Source organism: Paenibacillus sp. GCM10012306, from assembly GCF_042649265.1.
In the GTDB taxonomy this organism is placed as follows: Bacteria; Bacillota; Bacilli; order Paenibacillales; family Paenibacillaceae; genus Paenibacillus_AQ.
Map to the genome: position 1 here is coordinate 338,849 of NZ_JBHRYW010000005.1, position 19,503 is coordinate 358,351.

At 46.0% G+C, this 19,503-nt stretch carries 15 protein-coding genes; 8 read left to right on the forward strand and 7 right to left on the reverse strand.

The window, feature by feature from the left end:
• Positions 1-4: 4 nt before the first annotated feature.
• On the reverse strand, positions 5-238 hold the full coding sequence (locus ACFORK_RS14225; RefSeq protein WP_379199913.1) for a hypothetical protein: 234 nt from the start codon (positions 236-238) through the stop codon (positions 5-7).
• A 172-nt stretch (positions 239-410) separates the two neighbouring features.
• Here ACFORK_RS14225 and ACFORK_RS14230 point away from each other — a divergent pair, with 172 nt between their 5' ends.
• A complete protein-coding gene (locus tag ACFORK_RS14230; protein WP_019911834.1) occupies positions 411-608 on the forward strand; it encodes a cold shock domain-containing protein in 198 nt (65 codons plus the stop codon).
• Between the two features lie 314 nt (positions 609-922).
• On the opposite strand, the gene ACFORK_RS14235 is transcribed toward ACFORK_RS14230, so the two are convergent.
• On the reverse strand, positions 923-2,215 hold the full coding sequence (locus ACFORK_RS14235; RefSeq protein WP_379199915.1) for an MFS transporter: 1,293 nt from the start codon (positions 2,213-2,215) through the stop codon (positions 923-925).
• A 194-nt stretch (positions 2,216-2,409) separates the two neighbouring features.
• Here ACFORK_RS14235 and ACFORK_RS14240 point away from each other — a divergent pair, with 194 nt between their 5' ends.
• The 4 genes from ACFORK_RS14240 (at position 2,410) to ACFORK_RS14255 (ending at position 7,787) form a co-directional block, all read left to right on the forward strand.
• Positions 2,410-3,492: a tetraprenyl-beta-curcumene synthase family protein gene (locus ACFORK_RS14240; protein WP_379199917.1), complete on the forward strand. Its 1,083-nt coding sequence runs from the start codon at positions 2,410-2,412 to the stop codon at positions 3,490-3,492.
• Positions 3,493-3,556: 64 nt separating this feature from the next.
• Positions 3,557-4,528 carry a 6-phosphofructokinase gene (gene pfkA, locus ACFORK_RS14245; RefSeq protein WP_379199919.1) on the forward strand — a complete coding sequence of 324 codons (972 nt, stop codon included), beginning with the start codon at positions 3,557-3,559 and terminating at the stop codon, positions 4,526-4,528.
• A 448-nt stretch (positions 4,529-4,976) separates the two neighbouring features.
• Entirely contained in the window at positions 4,977-7,511 is a 2,535-nt protein-coding gene (locus ACFORK_RS14250) for a CoA-disulfide reductase (protein ID WP_379199921.1), read from the forward strand.
• 15 nt (positions 7,512-7,526) lie between these two features.
• Positions 7,527-7,787: a metal-sensitive transcriptional regulator gene (locus tag ACFORK_RS14255; protein WP_379199924.1), complete on the forward strand. Its 261-nt coding sequence runs from the start codon at positions 7,527-7,529 to the stop codon at positions 7,785-7,787.
• A 1,212-nt stretch (positions 7,788-8,999) separates the two neighbouring features.
• Here the strand turns inward: ACFORK_RS14255 and ACFORK_RS14260 are convergent.
• From ACFORK_RS14260 to ACFORK_RS14275, 4 genes are all read right to left on the reverse strand, one after another.
• Positions 9,000-10,367 (reverse strand): MATE family efflux transporter, encoded by a 1,368-nt coding sequence (locus ACFORK_RS14260; protein WP_379199926.1) that lies wholly within the window; start codon positions 10,365-10,367, stop codon positions 9,000-9,002.
• Positions 10,368-10,579: 212 nt separating this feature from the next.
• A complete protein-coding gene (locus tag ACFORK_RS14265; RefSeq protein ID WP_379199928.1) occupies positions 10,580-11,818 on the reverse strand; it encodes a putative glycoside hydrolase in 1,239 nt (412 codons plus the stop codon).
• Positions 11,819-12,053: 235 nt separating this feature from the next.
• Complete coding sequence (locus ACFORK_RS14270; RefSeq protein ID WP_175374354.1) at positions 12,054-12,242, reverse strand: hypothetical protein; 189 nt, start codon at positions 12,240-12,242, stop codon at positions 12,054-12,056.
• Between the two features lie 172 nt (positions 12,243-12,414).
• Entirely contained in the window at positions 12,415-13,236 is an 822-nt protein-coding gene (locus ACFORK_RS14275; protein ID WP_379199931.1) for a YitT family protein, read from the reverse strand.
• A 318-nt stretch (positions 13,237-13,554) separates the two neighbouring features.
• Between ACFORK_RS14275 and cshA the strand changes: the two genes are divergently transcribed.
• Positions 13,555-15,207, forward strand: a complete 1,653-nt coding sequence (gene cshA, locus ACFORK_RS14280; RefSeq protein ID WP_379200008.1) for a degradosome RNA helicase CshA — start codon at positions 13,555-13,557, stop codon at positions 15,205-15,207.
• A gap of 175 nt (positions 15,208-15,382) precedes the next feature.
• Here cshA and ACFORK_RS14285 read toward each other — a convergent pair whose 3' ends face one another.
• Positions 15,383-15,478 (reverse strand): YjcZ family sporulation protein, encoded by a 96-nt coding sequence (locus ACFORK_RS14285; protein WP_379199933.1) that lies wholly within the window; start codon positions 15,476-15,478, stop codon positions 15,383-15,385.
• Positions 15,479-16,154: 676 nt separating this feature from the next.
• Here ACFORK_RS14285 and ACFORK_RS14290 point away from each other — a divergent pair.
• Together ACFORK_RS14290 and ACFORK_RS14295 are read left to right on the forward strand one after the other, a co-directional pair.
• A complete protein-coding gene (locus ACFORK_RS14290; protein ID WP_379199935.1) occupies positions 16,155-17,480 on the forward strand; it encodes an MBOAT family O-acyltransferase in 1,326 nt (441 codons plus the stop codon).
• 15 nt (positions 17,481-17,495) lie between these two features.
• A complete protein-coding gene (locus ACFORK_RS14295) occupies positions 17,496-19,007 on the forward strand; it encodes an alginate O-acetyltransferase AlgX-related protein (RefSeq protein ID WP_379199937.1) in 1,512 nt (503 codons plus the stop codon).
• The last annotated feature ends 496 nt before the right edge of the window (positions 19,008-19,503 follow it).

A 19,503-nucleotide genomic window follows, 5' to 3' on the forward strand; every position in this document is an offset into this window, starting at 1 on the left:
CGCGTTATACCTGCTTGAAAGCTTCCATAATTTTCTTATACTCTTCTTCGTTGTCTTTGTAGGATTCTTTGTTGAAGCGGTTGTTCACCCATTGCATCATGGCCGGACGGCTCATAAAGGTATGGGTTTCCTCACCCCATTGATCGGAAATTTCCCGAAGAATAATATAGCGGCCTTGTACCTCGACCGTCATCATGTTCCATTTGTCTGTTTTGTATATTTCGTGTTTTTTGATCATATTCATTACCACCCTGGCGATTTTTGGCTTTTGGGTCAATGATAACGCAATGGGGAAGGGAAAAGCAAATTAATTCAGGGATCCGGGGGAAAGACGGATTGCACTGGACAATAAAATGGAGTATAATGTAAGCATACGCCATATATGGCGCTATTTTTAGGAGGTTGTTCATTTGAAAGGTACAGTAAAATGGTTTAACGCAGAAAAAGGTTACGGTTTTCTTCAAGTAGAAGGCGGCGAAGATGTATTCGTTCACTTCTCAGCAATCCAAGGCGACGGTTTCAAGACTTTGGATGAAGGTCAAGCTGTTGAGTTTGACATCACTGATGGCAACCGTGGTCCACAAGCAGCTAACGTAGTAAAACTATAAGAATCGGATCTGACAGCCCGGCTGTCTGCTGAGAAATATATATCTATTTGGCTAGCTCTTGTAAAAGTGGTAACCAACGAATTACACAACACACAGTTCTTTCGGGAACTGTGTTTTTTTGTTATATCTCATGACAAGTAGAAACGGCATTGCCGTCTGCTAAGCGTCGGTATCCGTTTCAGCGAGAAATATAAGGATAATTTATAGCGTAGAACATATAAATTTTTATATTTTGACAAAAACCCTGAGCCTCTCCATGGAAAGACACAGGGTATAATTGTTATCGTAATATGTTCCTTATAAGGAATGCACATTTACAGCGTAGAATTCTCAGCAGGAGTGGTTGCTGTTGGCTGGGATTCCTGTGCTTGCACAGCCTGCTTCTTGTGGGAAGCACGCGATGCGAACCTCGGGGTGAAGGCCAGCAGGTATTTTACCAAAAACCCTCCAAATGCAAGGATCGAGAAGAGTGCTGCTACCATATAGAAGGTGGAGCGCCCGGCATTTTCATAGATGATCCCACCGAAGGTTCCACTCAGCAGTCCGGAAGCACTCGACCAAACGATGGTGAAGAGCGCCATGCCTGTGGCACGCAGATGATCGGGGATCATCCGTGTAATGTAACGAACCGAGGTGACATAAAAAACACCAAAAGTCACACTGTGCATGGCCTGTACGAACACCATCGCCCATGGAGTATGGACGTAGGACATGAGCAGGAAGCGCAGGGCGTACATGAGGCTGGCAAAGACGAGCAGAGGTAGCTCCTTGAAGCGCTCTCCATATTTGCTAAGAAGAAAGAACACCGGAATTTCACTTAACGCGGAAGCGAGCAGCGCCCAACCGATAATCTCTTCGCCAGCCCCGAGCTGTTTTAGGCTAATCGTCAGAAAAGCTTCGTTCATTCGATGTCCCAGGGCAAGTATAAAGACGATGCCGAAGAATGATAACACTTCTTTTTGCAGCAAAATTTCCTTCAATCCACTGCCTTTGCTACTCTTCTGGCTCTTCTCAGGCTTGTTCTTCAGCGTCGCCGGGTCCCTTTTAGCATCCTTTAAGGGTATGGTGATCAACAGGGCAGCAATTACTATTGCGATACAGACAGCCATGCTCCAGGAGGAGCCTATCGCTCGGAGTACGTAGCCTACTGTCAATGCGAAAAAGGCATAGCCGAGAGAACCGAATACCCGAATCGTAATGAAATTTCGTCCATAACGGGCAGCGGTTTTGATAGCCATCGTATCTGCGAGTGGAAAAACAGGGTAATAGAAGAAATAGAAAAGGGATAAAATAATCATAACCGATGAAAATTCAGTTGCCCTCGCCAAAAGAAGTGCCAGAACGAGCTGACCTGCCAGCAGGATGACCATTATCTTCTTGATGGTGCCCAGCCGGTCGCTGATCATGCTCCAGAACAGATTGGAGAGAATTGAAATAAGCGGTCCGAGAGAGTACAGGTATCCTACCTGCGAACTGCTAAAGCCCAGATGGGTATAGAATAATGGGAAATAAGATACAACCAGTACACTGGTGCCAAAAACCGTAAACATAAAGGATCGCAGCCAGTTCTGATCGCTGGAACTGCTGCCGGTCCGTTCTGGGAACATGATGTTTTGCACTCCTCCGAATATCAAATACGCATAGTATAGCACAAAGGAAGGAAGCCATGTTTACGAAAATGGTAGTATTTCTGAATCTTGCAAGGATTTGCGAAAGTGATTTTGTTGTTTGTACAAATACGGTGATCATATTATAATAATGATGATTTGGATAAGGAGACAACAATGTGGAGGCACTGTCATTGAATGAATTTGAGCAAGGCCGTTACCTAAGCCCCAAAGGTCCTATAGGACTTATGAAGAGGGTCTACAAGTACGTGCTGCCGGAAGTGAGGTCATGCCTCGGCTTTTGGCGTCAAGATGCGGAAGGGATTCCCGATCCCGAGCTCCGGAAGCAAGCGCTAGCCAGCATTGAAACCAAACAGTTTCACTGCGAGGGCGGCGGTATTTATGCTGCCGGTAATTTATCGATGAGACATATACTTATTCCGCTTATTGTTGCTTATCAAACGATCAGCGATTATCTGGACAACTTATGTGACCGTAGCACCTCGCTGGATCCTGCCGATTTCAGGCTGCTGCATCAGTCGATGCTGGATGCCATCAATCCTGAGGCGGAGCTTGTCAATTATTATGCGCTTCGTACCGAGCAGAATGATGGCGGTTATCTGCACAGACTGGTCCGCAAATGCCAGGAGATGATTTCCCAACTGCCGGGCTATGCGGCTGCGGCGGATGAGATTGCCGACTTGGCTAAATTGTATACGGACCTGCAGGTGTACAAGCACATCCGCCCAGAACTCAGGGAAGCTGCCCTGAAGGAATGGTGGGAGGAACATGGAAGCCGCGCCCCTCATTTGTATTGGAATGAGTTTGCTGCTGCTACAGGATCTACCCTGGGAGTGTTTATGCTTTTTCTGTCCTCATGTGATCCCAAGCTGAGCAAGGCACAGTCGGCGTCCATTCGTGCCGCGTATTTCCCGAATGTGTGCGGTCTGCACATTATGCTGGATTACCTCATCGATCAGGATGAAGACAGGGCCGGCGGTGATCTCAATTTCTGCAATTATTATGACGACACTGATACCATGTTGAATCGGATCGCTTCCATTGTGGAGTGGGCCCGCAAGGATGTCCGGAATCTTCCCGAGACCTCGATGCATCGCATGGTCATCGAAGGTTTGCTGGCATTGTATTTATCCGATCCGAAAGTTAGCGAACAGCGGGAAGTTCGCTCAGTATCGAAACGGCTGATGAAGGGAAGCCCGCTGACGAGGATTTTCTTCTTCGTGAACAGCCGCTGGATACGCAAGCACATGTATTAGCACTGTTGTGGAGCAGTTTTCTAGGGCGAGGCGGCTCCGCACAATTTTAAGGAGGAACATCAGAATGTCAACAGTTAAAAAAATCGCAGTCTTGACCAGTGGCGGGGATTCCCAAGGAATGAACGCTGCGGTCCGCGCAGTTGTGCGCAGCGCACTTTATTTCGGTATTGAAGTGTTCGGTATTCAACGTGGATACCAAGGACTTCTGAACCGGGACATCTTCCCAATGGATCTGCGCAGCGTCGGCGATATCATCCAGCGTGGAGGTACCATCCTGCAGTCGGCCAGATGTCTGGAGTTTGTGAAGCCGGAAGGCCAGCAGAAGGGTGCGGACATCCTTAACGAGATGGGGATTGACGGTTTGGTGGTTATTGGTGGCGATGGTTCATATCATGGCGCCAACAAGCTGAGCAAGCTTGGGATCAAGACAATGGCTCTGCCAGGAACCATCGACAATGATATTTCTTACACAGACTACACCATTGGTTTTGACACTGCAGTAGGTGTAGTTGTGGATGCCATCAATAAGCTCCGCGATACAATGTCCTCGCACGAGCGTTCTTCTGTCGTTGAAGTTATGGGTCGTCACTGCGGCGATATCGCGCTGCATGCGGGTCTTGCTTCCGGTGCGGAGACCATTCTTGTTCCTGAAATGCCTTATGATCTTAATGAAGTCGCTGATCGTATGCGCGATAACTTTGTTAATGGTAAGAGACACAGTATTGTGATCGTAGCTGAAGGCGTTGGCAAGGGCGAAGATGTTGCTCAGGCACTGAAGGACCGTCACTCTTCCTTGGATGCACGTGTTACTGTGCTTGGACATATTCAACGCGGCGGAACACCGACACCGGCAGACCGCAACCTGGCCAGCCGTCTCGGTGACTTCGCTGTGCGCAAGCTGATGGAAGGCGAATCCGGTAAAGCATGCGGTATCATTAAAGGTGAACTTGTTCTGACTGACATTGACACCGTGGTTAATAGCAAGAAGGACTTCAACGTTGAGTTGTACGAACTGGCTTCCCGTCTTTCCCAGTAAGAACGGCAATGATTGTGTACTGGAATTATGTAGTTTATGAGCCCTGCGGCGGACCGCAGGGCTTTTTATGTTGGAAGGTGACGGCACGGGGCTCTGACCAGTCCACCATGCCGTGCGCTATGCTGGAAGGTGCGGGCACCAGGCTCTGACCAGTCCACCACGCCATGCGCTATGTTGGAAGGTAGGTGCGGGCACCGGCTCTAAGCAGTCTACCATGCTGTGCGATATGCTGGAAGGTGCAGGCACCAGGCTCTGACCAGTCCACCATGCCGTGCGATATGTGCACAGTTATGTGCACAGCGGTTCAGCGCAACGTGTACTAGGGGATTGCGGGCGTTGCGAGCGATCTACGGTGTGGACGCTTGAAGGTGATTGGATTTCTATAGTTGACAATATACCCCCGCCCGTATAATATATACCCCATAGGGTATATTGAGGAGGGTGAAATATGAGTAGAAAGATTATAATCATTGGCGGCGTGGCTGGAGGGGCTTCCGCAGCGGCAAGGCTGCGGCGTTTGAATGAGGAAGATGAAATTATTATGTTCGAGCGGGGAGAGCATGTTTCTTTTGCCAACTGTGGACTGCCTTATTACATTGGGGGCAGCATCAATTCCCGGGAGAAATTATTCCTGCAGACTCCCAAGGGGATTAAAGACCGTTTCAACATTGATGTACGCGTGCTGACAGAGGTGACGGCAATAGATCGTGATCAGAAGCTTATTCGCTTCCGCAACACACTCACGGGTGAAGAAGGAACGCAGACCTATGATCTCGTGGTGCTATCGCCGGGTGCAAGGCCAATAATGCCAGAGATTCCGGGGATCGAAAGTGCAGCCAACGTGTTCACGCTAAGAAATGTTCCGGATACAGATAGGATTAAAGGCTTTGTTGATGAGCGTCACCCTAAACATGCGACCGTTATCGGCGGCGGATTTATAGGACTGGAAATGGCCGAGAATCTGCGCGAACGTGGACTGGAGGTCACAATTCTTGACCTAGGGGAGCAACTTCTGAATCCGCTCGATCCTGAAATGGCGATCCTTGTGGAGCAGCACATGACTCTTAATGGGGTGGACATTCGGCTGAAGGAAGGCGTGAAGGAATTCAAGTCCGCGGGCCGTGAGCTGCTCTTGACCTCCGGAGAATCGATACACACGGACATGGTAATTATGGCGATCGGAGTGAGTCCAGAGAATGATTTGGCCCAGTCCTGCGGGCTTGAGCTTGGCTTCCGTGGGGCGGTCAAGGTGAATGCCCAGCTTCAAACCAGCGATCCTGCCATCTATGCAGTGGGCGATGCCATAGAGGTCAAAGACCGGAATCATGGATTCGCCACGATGGTGTCACTCGCTTGGGGGGCGAATCGCCAAGGAAGACTGGTGGCTGATCATATCAATGGTAGGCCCATTGCCTATGAGGGGGCGCTTGGAACGGCAATCATCAAAACCTTTGCACTGACAGCAGCTTCGACTGGTAACAACGAGAAAACGCTGCGCCGGCTTAACGTTCCTTATAAGGCGGTTCATCTTCACCCGAACTCCCATGCAGGATATTACCCTGGAGGCTCGCCGATCTCAATGAAGCTGTTGTTCAATCCTGAGACGGGTGAAATCTATGGCGCACAAGCAGTCGGAGCGGATGGAGTGGATAAAAGAATTGACGTCATCGCCACAGCCATTCGCGGCAAGCTGGATGTGCAGGAGCTGGCCGATATAGAGCTGGCGTATGCGCCGCCTTACTCTTCGGCTAAAGACCCTGTCAATATGGCTGGTTATATCGCCTCCAATCTGATGGATGGGCTGGTAGATACGCTGCAATGGTATGAGGTGGATGCTTTTCACCATGACGGCGGGTTGATCATTGATGTCAGAGATGGTGCTGAACTGCTCGCAGGGACTATTCCAGGTTCCATGCATATTCCTCTTGGTGAGCTACGAGGCCGGTTGGCTGAGATTCCGCGCGAACAGGAAATTGCGGTTTCTTGTCAGGTTGGACTGCGCGGATATATCGCGGCACGGCTGTTAAGTCAACATGGCTATCGCATTCGTAATGTGGATGGGGGCTATAAAACTTATGCTTCCATGCTGCGAGCTCAGCGGTTGCCCCAATCCCCAGGGGGAGGCGGTGGCTCATCTCTCAGAGGTTCGGCTCAAGGAAAGAGTGAACAGCCAGAGTCCGAACATCCCAGACCTGAAGCCCCCTCAGAGGTTCCAGTAACCCATAATTCAATAGGAACGAATGCGCAGTTGACCTTGTTGGATACTTGCGGATTGCAATGTCCGGGGCCTATACTCAAGGTATACGAGACGGTACAGTCACTGGAAGAAGGCGGACAGCTAGAGGTTACCTCAACAGACTTTGGCTTTGCAGCAGATATTGAGCAGTGGTGCCACAAAACGGGCAATACACTGGAAGCGCTGGATGTGTCTCAGGGTAAGGTAACTGCGGTACTGCGCAAAGGTCAGGATAAACCACAGTGTTCAGCGATCCCGGGGGGACAGCCTGCAGATAAGCAGGGTTCGACCATGGTCGTGTTCAGCGGTGATTTGGACAAAGCTATCGCCTCTTTCATTATTGCAACCGGAGCCGTGGCGATGGGTAAGCAAGTGACGATGTTCTTTACCTTCTGGGGCTTAAACATTTTGCGGAAAATACAAGCACCCGCGGTTGAGAAGAACGGCATGGAGCGAATGTTCGGACTTATGATGCCACAGGGCAGTAAATCCCTGCCGCTGTCCAAGATGAATATGGGCGGGCTGGGACCGAAGATGATCCGCCATGCGATGGAACAGAAGAATGTAGACTCCTTAGAACAGCTGATGCAGGGAGCCATGAACGCAGGAGTGCGGATGATTGCTTGCACGATGAGCATGGATATTATGGGGATCAAGAAAGAAGAGCTGCTGGACGGTGTGGATTTTGGAGGTGTAGCCAGTTATCTCGGTGCTGCCGACGATGCAGGCGTTAACTTGTTTATTTAAAGGACGTGTGAAGCAATGGAGTATGATAAGGCGATCAAAAACAGACTGAAGCGGATCGAGGGTCAGGTTCGCGGTGTACTGGGGATGCTGGAGGAAGGCAAGGACTGCCGTGAGATCGTTACCCAACTGACGGCCATTCGTACAGCGGTAGACCGCACTGTAGGAACGGTAATTGGTTCCAATCTGGAGCACTGTATTCAGGAAGAACTGGAGCAGGGCCATTCCCCGGACAAGGTGATAAAGGAAGCTGTGGAGCTGCTCGTTAAGAGTAGATAAGGGATCAGAGTATTAAGTAGTTAGGTGGCGAAGAAGTAAGGGCTTAGCAGCTAAGCAACTAGCTAGCGGAGAAGTTAAGGGCTTAGAAGCCAGTAACCAGTTAACGAAGAGTTAAGGGCTTAAAAGCTAAGTAACCAGTTAGCGGAGAAGTTAAGGGATTAGAAGCTAAGTAACTAGTTAGCGAAGAAGTTGAGGGATTAGAAGTTAAGTAACTAGTTAGCAAAGACGATAAGGCTTTAAGCAAAGTGGACGGCAGCGATGCTGTCCTTTTTTCAATATTTAAGAATTTGCATGTTTTTGGGGTGAGCGAAGCTTGCCCCTTATTTGTTGATTAAGGAAACTATAAACATTATTAAAATGTGGATCATTCCGTTGGAAAAGACAAGGCGATGTCTGGAGAGCCGAAAGGAGGGTGGCGGCTGGATGATAGGTAGCTGGTATTTGATGACTAGAGTTGGTGACGTGTGGCTGGTAGCTGAGTCATGCTCTAGATTATGTGCCCTAACTTTAAGGTGGCTGATTGATATTCCAAGAACATTATCCTAAATCAAAGGTGCTGAGGTAAGACGGAAGATGCTTGTAGTTTGTGGCCGAATAGCTGTCGATTGGCGGTAGGATGCAGATAGCTGACTGGTGCACGGGTGCATCGAAATAACGGCAATTCTGTACCTTAATTTCATACGAAATCATATAATTTTGCAAATAAGAGCAATATTGTATGTTAATTTCCCAGGTTTAGCCTCTTTTCAGACAAAAGTGTAGAATTAGCATACATTTTTGCCCTTATTTCTCGTTTGGCGTGTTTACATCAAAAATTAAGATACATTTTCGCCCCTATTTTTTGTGTACCCTGCGAGATGAGCTTATCTACTATACCCCGATGGGGAGGTGTGCGGCCGAAGTTGAGTGTTTGGAGATGAATTGGACTACGTTTATCAGCAATTTCTCCTCCCCTTAGCAAACTATTAATTTCAAAGGGGGGAGTGCTTCAGCTGTTCTAGCTTGTTTGCTAACTCGTTTTCGAACGTGCCATCGAACATGCCTTCTGCCTCGCTCTCTACCTCGCTCTCTATCTCACTTTTGAACCACGCGTATTCCTGCACTTAGCAACCAACCACGTTATAAAACATACCTATCATCGTATGCAAAAAAAGCAGCGATCACGCTATCAACGTGTTTCGCTGCTTTTTCAGTCAATCAATTCTAACAGCCTTATACTTCGCCTGTTTGCACCTTGGCAGCAAAACGGCGCTGCACAATAACGAGTCTTGACAGAAGCAGTATTGCTCCGATCGCCAAACCGGTGATTAGTCCGATCCAGTAGCCGTAAGCACCCAAATCTGTATAGGTCGCCAGTACATAGCCTACTGGAAGTCCGATCACCCAGTAAGCGATAAAGCAGATGACAAAGGCAGGATTCACGTCTTTATAGCCACGCAGCACACCTTGGGTTGGTGTAGCAATCGCATCCGAGATCTGGAAGAAGATCGCATAAATCAGGAAATGCTGGATTAACGAGATAACCGCAGGCTCATCAGAGTAGAGCCCAGCGACATGATTACCGGCGAATAGCAGCACCAGTGCGGTTGCGAATGAAAGTACCGCCGCTGTACCGATGCCGAGAATGCCGTACTGACGAGCATCCTTGAGGCGCCCGGAGCCAGTCTCGAAGCCAACAAGGATTGTAAGGCTCATGCAGATGCTGAGCGGGATCATATACAGGGTCGAAGCAAAGTTAATCGCTGCCTGGTGGGCGGCGATGGTCATTGTATCGAACCGGCTCATCAGCAGGGTCACTGCTGAGAAGACCGCAGTCTCGAAGAAAATCGAGAAGCCAATAGGGACACCGATTTTGAGCAGTTCCTTGAAGGTGGACAGCGACATGAAGTGGAACTTGCGGAACAATCTGAGCCCGACAAACGGCTCGGCCCGGTAGATAAAGACGAGTGCAACGAGGAATATCACCCAGTATGTAATCGCGGATGCAACACCTGCGCCGACACCGCCCATTTGCGGAAAGCCGAATTTTCCGAAGATCAGAAGATAGTTAAGCCCCACATTAACTGGCAGCGCAATCAGTGTGATGAACATGGAGACACGTGTCTGACCAAGCGCATCAATACAGCTTCGCAGGACGGTGTAACCGAAGAGCGGAATCACGCCAAAAGAAATGGCGCCCAGGAAACGGGCTGCGATATCTCTAACTGCAGGCTCCAGATTCATGAAGTTCAGAATCGGTGACAGGGATATGAAGCCGAGCAGCAGGACAAGCAGAGAGACAATCAAGGATAGCCAAATACCTTGGGTAACCTTAAAGGCGACTTCGTTGTTTCTTTTGCTGCCGACAAGATGTGAAACGATGGGAGTAATCCCCATCAGAATACCGTTCAATCCGGTCTGGATTGGAATCCAGAGACTTGTGCCAATAGCAACGCCTGCCAGGTCAGCTGTGCCGAACTTACCCGACATGTTTGTGTCAAAAAAGGTGATGGCGGACAACGCAATCTGAGTTACCAGAATCGGAAACAGAATGTGCAGGAATTGTCCCATTTTTTGCTTAATAGAATTCGTTTGGATCATTGTGTTTGCCTCGGGTTCTGTAATTTTTTCGGTTACTTTTGTCGGTATGCCCGGCAAAAGACCCGGCGGATGCCGGGTCCCTAATAAGAATATACTATCAGATTGAGTCAATTTCATAAATCAATAAGTGACTGGATATTATACCTATTCGGATTGAAATCCGCATTATGAGATTGATTCAGATTCCGTATAAATTAATAATGGCTTTAAGCTTATTTTCCGTAATTTACATCAGCGGTGTAGCGGTTGTTGGCATTCCAGAGCAGGAATTCATTAATATTCTGTTCATTTAGGGCGCGAATCTGATCCTCTACTTGCTGCTTGCCGTACTTCACATAGTGGCCGCTTCCAAGCCAGCTGGCTGTGAAATCCTGAATCCACGGCCGGATCACAGGTTTGTAGCTACCCAGCGGGTCCAGTTTCTTGTGCGTGTCCACCATAGAACCCTTGATGGTAGCATAAGGGTCTTTGTCCGGGTCCTTGACACTAAACCAGCCGGTTGTGTAGTGGCTCGGGTAGACCATTGGACTGATAACATCGACATTCTTGGAGATCTTCACAAAGTCCTGTCCGATGCCTTCCGCAGCAGGGACGGAAGCGGCATAGCCGAAGATATCCACAGAGACGCGAACACCGAGCGGGTTAAGTTCTGCCTTGGCATATTTAACGAAATCCGCAATGATATCAATGCGGGCTTTATCGCTCTTGGTGTATTTCAGCGTTTCGGCACGCTTCTCAAAGCCCTCAGGGAAACGGACATAATCGAACTGAATTTCCTTGAAGCCTAGCTTAACTGCTTCCTTTGCAATATCCACATTGTATTTCCACACGTTTTCATTGTAAGGGTTAACGAAGCTGTCGCCGCCCTTGTTCTTCCAAATCGTGCCGTCCGGATTCACAAAAGAGAGTTCCGGATGTTTCTTGGCGAGCACTGTATCCTTGAAGACAACGATCCGCGCAATGGGGTAGACCTGGTGCTGCTTCAAGCGCTCCATGAGTTTGTTGATATCTCCGATGAATGGCTTGGGCTCGCCCATTTGCTGTAATTCCGGATTGTCTGTCTTGTAAGTGATATACCCGGCATCATCCTTGATATCAATTACCATGGAGTTAAGCTCTGTCGAGTCAATCAGGTTAAGCAACTGCTCCATGCGGGCGCCGCCTGCACTGTAGGCGGTGACATAAATACCCTTCACCTTAGCTGCATCCGGTTGGGGGTCAGCAAGTGGGGCACCGTTCACGTCTCCGGTCTGTAGTACTGGTGCAGCCGATGCTGACGGGGCTATGCCTTCTCCACCTGAGGTGTTCTGGATCGGATTGCTGTTTTGTGCAATGATGGCAGGATTGTTAGCTGCGGCCTGCAGAATGGCGGTGACATTGGCTGAATGTTGGTCCTGCTGCACGCCCACGCTTCCCAGAGTCATCATCAGTAAAGCCCAGGTGATGTTCATTCTTCATTCTCTCCCTTTATGTACGTTCCTTAGAATTATACAGGAACAACTGCTCCTAAAAAGAACAGACTTGTCATAAACTTGCTGACAATGTGTTCCTGATGCAGCGCCCTTTTTTGTTTATAAACGGGATATACTGCTTTTAAACGGAAGAGTAAAAAGTAAATGCCGCCCTGGTTCAGCGCATGGCCGAACCCAGAGCGGCAACAATCAAGAAAATGTTCTTGCGACTTGCTTAGTGAAGATACGCAGAATTCTGATGCTCACAGATGCTGTAATGGATGATGTCCATAGCATCAGCCGGTTCCAAAATACTTAGTCCGTCGCGCAGCACGATCACCGAATTCAGTTCGTCCTGCTTGAGAAACGGCATCATATCGGGATACCATCTCATGACGATTGCTGACAATTTTACCGTTTCCATTTCCACAACAATCACCCTTCCTTTTTCGAATGGTACTGAACTTGAATTCAGGGTTCACCCAGAAAAACGAGATGCTTGGAATAAGAAGGTAAAGCACAATCTTCATGAAATTATAAAGGGTCCTGCGTGACTATAATATACCACAGATTTGAAGCATGTGCATTGTTTCTCATTACCTCTTGCGGAATGAACCCATGACGCCTACAGTCTCCACGATATTAACAAAAGCTTGCGGGTCCGTTGTTTTGATGATGCGTTTCAGCTCTGCAAGCTCATACCGGGTAGTTACTGTCATTAGCATGTCCTTTTCTACGTGAGAATAAGCACCTTCGGTTCTGATCTTCGTAACTCCACGCTGTAGAACGAGCAGCTGCTTCAGCAGCTCTTCCGTGCGATTGGTTACAATATATACCGTTACCTTGATATGGCTGATGTGAATCATATCGACAACCTTACCGGTGACGTAGATTGAAACCATGGATGCCAAAGCGAGATTCCAGTTATTATCAAAATAAGCTGCTGCCAGAATGACCAGGCCGTTCATCCCTGCAATGATGGTGCCGACCGGAAAATCGCGGTAACGGGTAATGATGGAACCCAAAATATCGAATCCCCCCGACGATCCGCCAGCACGGAAGGAGATACCACTGCCAACGCCGACCATCACGCCGCCGAATACAGAGGCAAGCAGCATATCCGAGGGCACAACTCTTACGGGGATCAGCGTCATCAGCCAGGTGGTGGAGGCGACGGAAAGGATGCTGAGAACGATGAACCGTCGTCCCAGTTGGAACCATCCTGCCACAAGGAGTGGAATGTTGAACAAAAGATACAGCAGACTGATATTGAAGGGTGTAAAATAACCCACAAGCATCGACAGACCCGATACGCCGCCACTGAGCAAACGGTGCGGAATCAAAAAAAGATTAAAGCCGCTGGCGATCAATGCAGATCCAAATATTACTGTTGCATAACTCCCAATACGTTTTAACAAGCAAATTCACCTCTGGTGTGTATTGTAAACCATGAAAGAAAGGAATACACTGGTATTCCCCTTTATGTTTGTGATATAATGTATAGGATATTCTTGAGTAGGACGTTACAATGGTACTTTTGCATTGCTTCGGATGTGAAGCTACAATTGCTCAGGTGATTTTGAAGCGCCTGATGATAGGACGGCTTTTCGTCCCAGGTACGCGTTAACCATGCAGAGATTCTGGCATGATTGGACAGCCTATAAATGTGTTTACCGCTACTTAAGAATACAGACAAGCATGTGGAATGTCCACTGTATAGAAGGAGCATGAATAATTTGAAAACATTCGCAGAATTCGGCCTGGAGCCAAAAGTTCTCCAGGCAATCACAGAGCTAGGATTTGAGGAAGCAACACCTATTCAAGCACAGTCGATTCCCCTGGCATTGACCGGATCGGACCTAATTGGTCAAGCACAAACAGGTACAGGTAAAACTGCTGCTTTTGGTATTCCCCTCATTTCCAAAATCAACCGTGAAGATGAGAAGATTCTCGCACTCGTTATGACCCCGACACGGGAACTTGCCATCCAAGTAGCTGAAGAAATCGGCAAACTGACTCGCTTCAAAGGACTTCGTTCCCTGGCGATCTATGGCGGACAGGATATCGGTCGTCAAATCCGCGGATTGAAGAAGAAACCTCAAATCATTATCGGTACCCCAGGACGTCTCCTGGACCACATTAACCGCAAAACCATCCGTCTGGACGATGTACAGACTGTTGTCCTTGACGAAGCAGATGAAATGCTGGACATGGGCTTCATGGAGGACATTCAGTCCATCCTCAAGCTTGTTCCAGAAGAACGTCAAACCCTGTTGTTCTCTGCTACTATGCCCCCTAACATTCAACGTCTGGCACAGCAATTCCTGAAAAATCCGCAGCACGTATCGGTTATTCCGAAACAAATCAGCGCTCCGCTGATCGACCAAGCTTATATTGAAGTTCCTGAACGTCAAAAGTTCGAAGCGCTTAGCCGTTTGATCGATATGGAATCTCCTGAGCTTGCCATCATTTTCGGACGCACGAAGCGTCGGGTTGATGAGTTAGCCGAAGCCCTCCAAAAACGTGGATATTCCGCTGATGGACTTCACGGTGACCTTTCCCAGAATCAACGTGATGCCGTTATGCGTAAATTCCGTGACGGAAGCATTGATGTACTGGTAGCTACAGACGTAGCAGCACGCGGTCTCGACGTGTCCGGTGTAACCCATGTAATCAACTTTGACCTTCCACAAGATCCTGAGAGCTATGTACACCGTATCGGCCGTACTGGTCGCGCAGGTAAGGAAGGTACGGCATGGTCCTTCGTGACACCACGCGAAATGGATCACCTGCACCTGATTGAGCGTGTTACCCGTCACCGCATTACTCGCAAGCCGTTGCCAACAATGGCTGAGGCGATCGAAGGTAAGCAACGCATTACTGCAGAGCGTCTACTGCACATGGTGGAGAATGGTGAACTGAATGAATATAAAGGCATTGCTATTCAATTGTTGGAACAATACGATTCCGTACAATTGTTGTCTGCGGCAATGAAGCTTCTGACTGGCGAGAAGAAGGATTCCGAAATCGAACTGACTCCGGAAGATCCGATTCGCGTGAAACGTCGCGGTGGCAAGAATGACATCCGCAGCGGACGCAAGCCTAACGGTGGCTATGGCAACCGTGGTGGCTACGGTGGTGGTTCCGGCGGCGGATACCGTGGCAACCGTGACAACAATGGCGGCGGAAGCAGCCGTGGCGGATACAGCAACAACTACGGTGGTGGAAATGGCGGCTACGGCGGTGGCTATAAAGGCAACCGTGACAACGCAGGAGGCCGTGATTACTCGGCATCCCGTAGTGGTGAGCGTAGACCTTCTACTCGCCCGAGCGGCAGCACTACCAGCACACGTCCAGCGGTAAAACGTGAGGATTCCTCCGACGTTTAAGCTGATCAGGTCATCGGCGGTTGCTGATGATTGAACATATGAAGAAGACGGGACACCGCAGCGCGGGTCCCGTCTTTTTTTGTATAAGCAAGAATTTTTAAGTAATACTTTGCTTATCGTTGTTAGGAGAACGCCTAATCGTTCATTGGACGATATAGACGCTCCAAGGCACAAATTAGATGAATGTGCGAGTGATGATGACGAGCAGGATGAACAGAACCAGAATTGTGCCGGTGGAAGTGAAGCCGCCGTAGCCAACAGGTGAGGACATAGGAATACCTCCTTTGAATTGTTGATTGAATTGGTTACGTCTCTAATATATGGACTTATTTCTCTGACGGTATAGACCATAACCTATTAATCAAAAACTTGGGCGCTGGAAAAGAACGGGGCAAATAGGGTATTGAAGTTACACATGCAGCACTGAAACCAAAAGTATATCATGGGTATTCAGAGCTTCGTTTATTGATGAAAATCACTTATATATTAGAAAGTTGAAATACTTGGTGGTTTTAGTACGCTGCTGAAAGGTGTTTTTCGTCTGTTCATAATTTTTTGTAGCATAAGTTTGGTCGCGTGAATGTAATTGTAAAAAAATGAAGTGAAATAAACTATTAACGTAAAGAAAGTGAGTGTAAAGCTCTATCTCTATACGAATCATAGCCCGTATGCGAGAGATGGTCTGGTTGAAGCGAATTAACGGGGGATTTTTCGTGTTGTGAAAAATATTTTTACCATAAGCGCGTGTTTTGGAAAACCTTGCTGGATGGTGTCATATGGGTTATAATATGTTGTCAAATCATATAATTTCCAGTATAAGGGGTACAGTTATGATTTTTAGCACCAGCATATTTCTTTTTAGTTTTCTACCCATGTTTTTGTTGATTTATTATTTTATTGAAATTATTAGCTATAAAAGCAAGAGATTAGTCAGCAATTTGTATATTTTGTTAGCCAGTCTTTATTTTTATTTATGGGGTTCAGGTGAAGCAGTGTATATTCTTATTGCATCAATAGTCGTTAACTATTACATTGGCATATTGATGAACGCTCAATTAATGAAAAAAAAGAGTGGGATAAGAAAAGTATTACTCATAGTGGGAGTATCATGTAATCTAGCAGTTTTGATTTATTACAAATATTCCAACTTTTTCTATGAACAACTTTCTTTATTTTTTGAAAATATAGGGATATATACAGGAAGTCTGGAAAAAATTATCTTACCTGCTGCAATTTCGTTTTATACATTCATGGCTATTTCTTACTTGGTTGAAGTCTATAGGAGACAAACTGCAGCGCGAAACATCATTGATTTCGCTACCTATCTTTCTTTGTTCCCGCACCTAGTTGCAGGGCCAATCGTTCGTTACTCAGAGATAGAGAGAGAATTGGAAGAACGTGAAATCAAGTTGGAAATGATGTTTGAAGGAATCTGGAGATTTGCTATCGGACTTAGTAAGAAGGTGTTGATTGCTAATAATATCGGTGTGGTGGCAGACAAAGTCTTTGATCTCCCTCAAAACGAATTGACTACTGGCATTGCATGGATAGGTATCATCTGCTATACACTTCAAATCTATTTTGATTTCTCCGGCTATACTGATATGGCTATAGGTTTAGCGAAGTTTATGGGATTTAATTTCCCAGAGAACTTCAACCAGCCGTATCGTTCTCAAAGTGTTACAGAATTTTGGAGACGGTGGCATATGTCGTTATCTAGATGGTTTCGGGATTTTCTGTACATTCCGCTTGGGGGAAGCCGAAAAGGGCCAGTAAGAACCTACGTAAATCTGTTTATCGTATTCTTTTTATGTGGTCTTTGGCATGGTGCTTCCTGGTCGTTTGTTGTATGGGGAATGTATCAGGGTGTTATTCTAATCATAGAAAGATTACTGAAACAAAAATACAATTTTGAACCTAAAGGATTTTTAGGTTGGTTGGTTACGTTCAACTTAATAATGATCGGATGGGTATTCTTCCGTTCTTCATCATTAGAAGGAGCGTTTACTTACATTAAGTCCATGTTTAGTTTTGGTTATGCCTCCAAGATTACATACTTTGAACCAATGTATTTCTTGCAAAATAATATTATAGTCTTTGCTGTAATCGGTTTTGTGATAGCTTTTGTTCCACATGAGAAGATTAAGGTAATAAGAAATGATTCTACTCTTTCCACGATAGTTAAAGGAATAATATCTTTGTTAGTGTTCATCCTTTCAGCTGCTTCAATCGCGAAGAGTGGATTTCAGCCTTTCATTTATTTTCAATTCTAAAAAGGATGGGACTAGATGGTTTCCGATAACGTAAAGAAAAGTTTCGTGATTATTTTTATGATAGCTATTCTTTTACCTGGGATTCAAAAAGAACTAATGTTATTTAAGATTACGCCTCTTTCGGAAAACAGGGTAAAGGCAGAACTGCCGGATGGCGGATTTATACCGAACCTTCTTGAGGGCAAAGAGTCGTTTACTCATAAGTACGAACAGTACTATAATGACAATTTTGGATATAGAGACTTTTTAATTAAGCTAAAGAACCAAATTGATTACTCATTGTTTAATGTCTCGGATAAAGTGTTTATAGGCAAGGATGGATTCTTGTTTTATAAGCCTGCTGATGAAGTGGAATTACCACAGTTGGATAGAAAGACAGATGAGCAAATGTCTACACTATTTGGACGATTTGCTAAATTTGATGAAGAGCTTAAATCGAAAGGAATTCAGTTGCTTTTAGTTCCTATTCCCAGTAAAAGCTCGATTTATCCAAATGAGTTTATGGCGAAGATAAAGCGCCCTGAGGTTAACGGATTTGATAAATTTATGAACCATCTACGTAACTCTGATATTCAATATGTAGATACAAAAAAAGTCTTACTTGATTTAAAAAAGAATTATCAAACTTATTACAAAACTGATTTTCACTACAATGCTATCTCTGAGTACGTGGTTTCGAATGAAATAGCTCGCAAATTAAATTCTTTAACTGAAAATAATTTAACTATTAATAACGATTTTAAATTCTTAACAGAAAAAAATTGGGCCGGCGGCGAAAATATACAGATGGGATTATTTAAAAAACTTACTGAAGATATTCCGGTCATTCAAAACAACTGGACTGATTGTGGGAAGACATTGATTCCGAATAGTGTTTACAGATTCAGTCATTTGTCTGATAATTCATGCAAAAACGTACTTCCAAAAACTTTGTTAATTGGAAATTCATTTACAGGCCATTTCTCGGATTATAGCTTTCCACACTATTTTAGTGAAATCAATTCTATTCACTCGGATATATTCAAAAGAACACCTTCCTTTTTGGATAAAGACACGAAGTTCGTTGTTCTCCAACTGCTGGAAAATGATTTGGGTACTATTTATTCAGATGCTGCTTTCTGGCCAAATAATGGAACGATATCAACCGGTCCATTAGTAGATGGAACTATGAGTGATATTGAAATAATGGAATACCCTTCTGAACTGCCTGTGGGAGTTACCGGCACACTTAAAGTAAAGGTAACTAATCGTAGCCAAATAACATGGCCCGCAATTGGGCAAGTCGACGGTGGATTTTTAATAAATCTTGGGTACTATTATCAAACCTATAATGAAGAAAGACGTGAAGGAAGATCTGGGTTACTCCCTCAGGACGTTCAACCTGGATCATCTGTGATAATCGAGGGTAAATTAGGACCGTTTCTTGAAAAAGGGAAATTTGAAATTAACATTGACCTAGTTCAGGAGGGTTTTAAATGGTTTTCAGACGGTAAAGATATGAAAAAAATTAAAGTAAGGGTTTTTTAGTTGATCTAGAGCCCTGAAAAGGAGCTCTGTGTTTAGTTCCTGATATTTATATTCTCATAAGGGGCTTTAATCGCTCAACAAAAGTTCGAAGTAGGACGGGGACTTCACAGCATCCACACTCAAGAGAATTGCACTCCATTTCTTAGACAGCATCTAACAATGGAGTGCAGTTTACTATTCCGGCGGGGCTTCTTCATCTTCTATGTATTCCAGCCATTCTCCGGTACTGACCTTTAAGTGCTTAAGAAACCTCTCCGGCGTTCCTAAACCTTTACGCTTGCACGTTTTTCGTGATTCAGCTCCGATACCGTGTTAATGGAAAGCCTCGCTTCTCTAGCTATTCCCCTGATGAACTTTACCTCGCTGATTCATTAACTTCCTGACGTGACTAATGATCACGGACAGGTCTTATTTAAACAAAATTATACATAAATAAAAATGTATTAACTACTTAATGCGCATATCAATTTTCTGTTACACACATGATACAATGCAT

Bases quoted from the DNA above. Each gene is read 5' to 3' on its own strand.
- ACFORK_RS14225 (WP_379199913.1), bottom strand. From the start codon at position 238: ATGATCAAAAAACACGAAATATACAAAACAGACAAATGGAACATGATG.
- ACFORK_RS14235 (WP_379199915.1), bottom strand. From the start codon at position 2,215: ATGTTCCCAGAACGGACCGGCAGCAGTTCCAGCGATCAGAACTGGCTG.
- pfkA (WP_379199919.1), top strand. From the start codon at position 3,557: ATGTCAACAGTTAAAAAAATCGCAGTCTTGACCAGTGGCGGGGATTCC.
- ACFORK_RS14250 (WP_379199921.1), top strand. From the start codon at position 4,977: ATGAGTAGAAAGATTATAATCATTGGCGGCGTGGCTGGAGGGGCTTCC.
- ACFORK_RS14255 (WP_379199924.1), top strand. From the start codon at position 7,527: ATGGAGTATGATAAGGCGATCAAAAACAGACTGAAGCGGATCGAGGGT.
- ACFORK_RS14260 (WP_379199926.1), bottom strand. From the start codon at position 10,367: ATGATCCAAACGAATTCTATTAAGCAAAAAATGGGACAATTCCTGCAC.
- ACFORK_RS14265 (WP_379199928.1), bottom strand. From the start codon at position 11,818: ATGAACATCACCTGGGCTTTACTGATGATGACTCTGGGAAGCGTGGGC.
- ACFORK_RS14270 (WP_175374354.1), bottom strand. From the start codon at position 12,242: ATGGAAACGGTAAAATTGTCAGCAATCGTCATGAGATGGTATCCCGAT.
- ACFORK_RS14285 (WP_379199933.1), bottom strand. From the start codon at position 15,478: ATGTCCTCACCTGTTGGCTACGGCGGCTTCACTTCCACCGGCACAATT.
- ACFORK_RS14295 (WP_379199937.1), top strand. From the start codon at position 17,496: ATGGTTTCCGATAACGTAAAGAAAAGTTTCGTGATTATTTTTATGATA.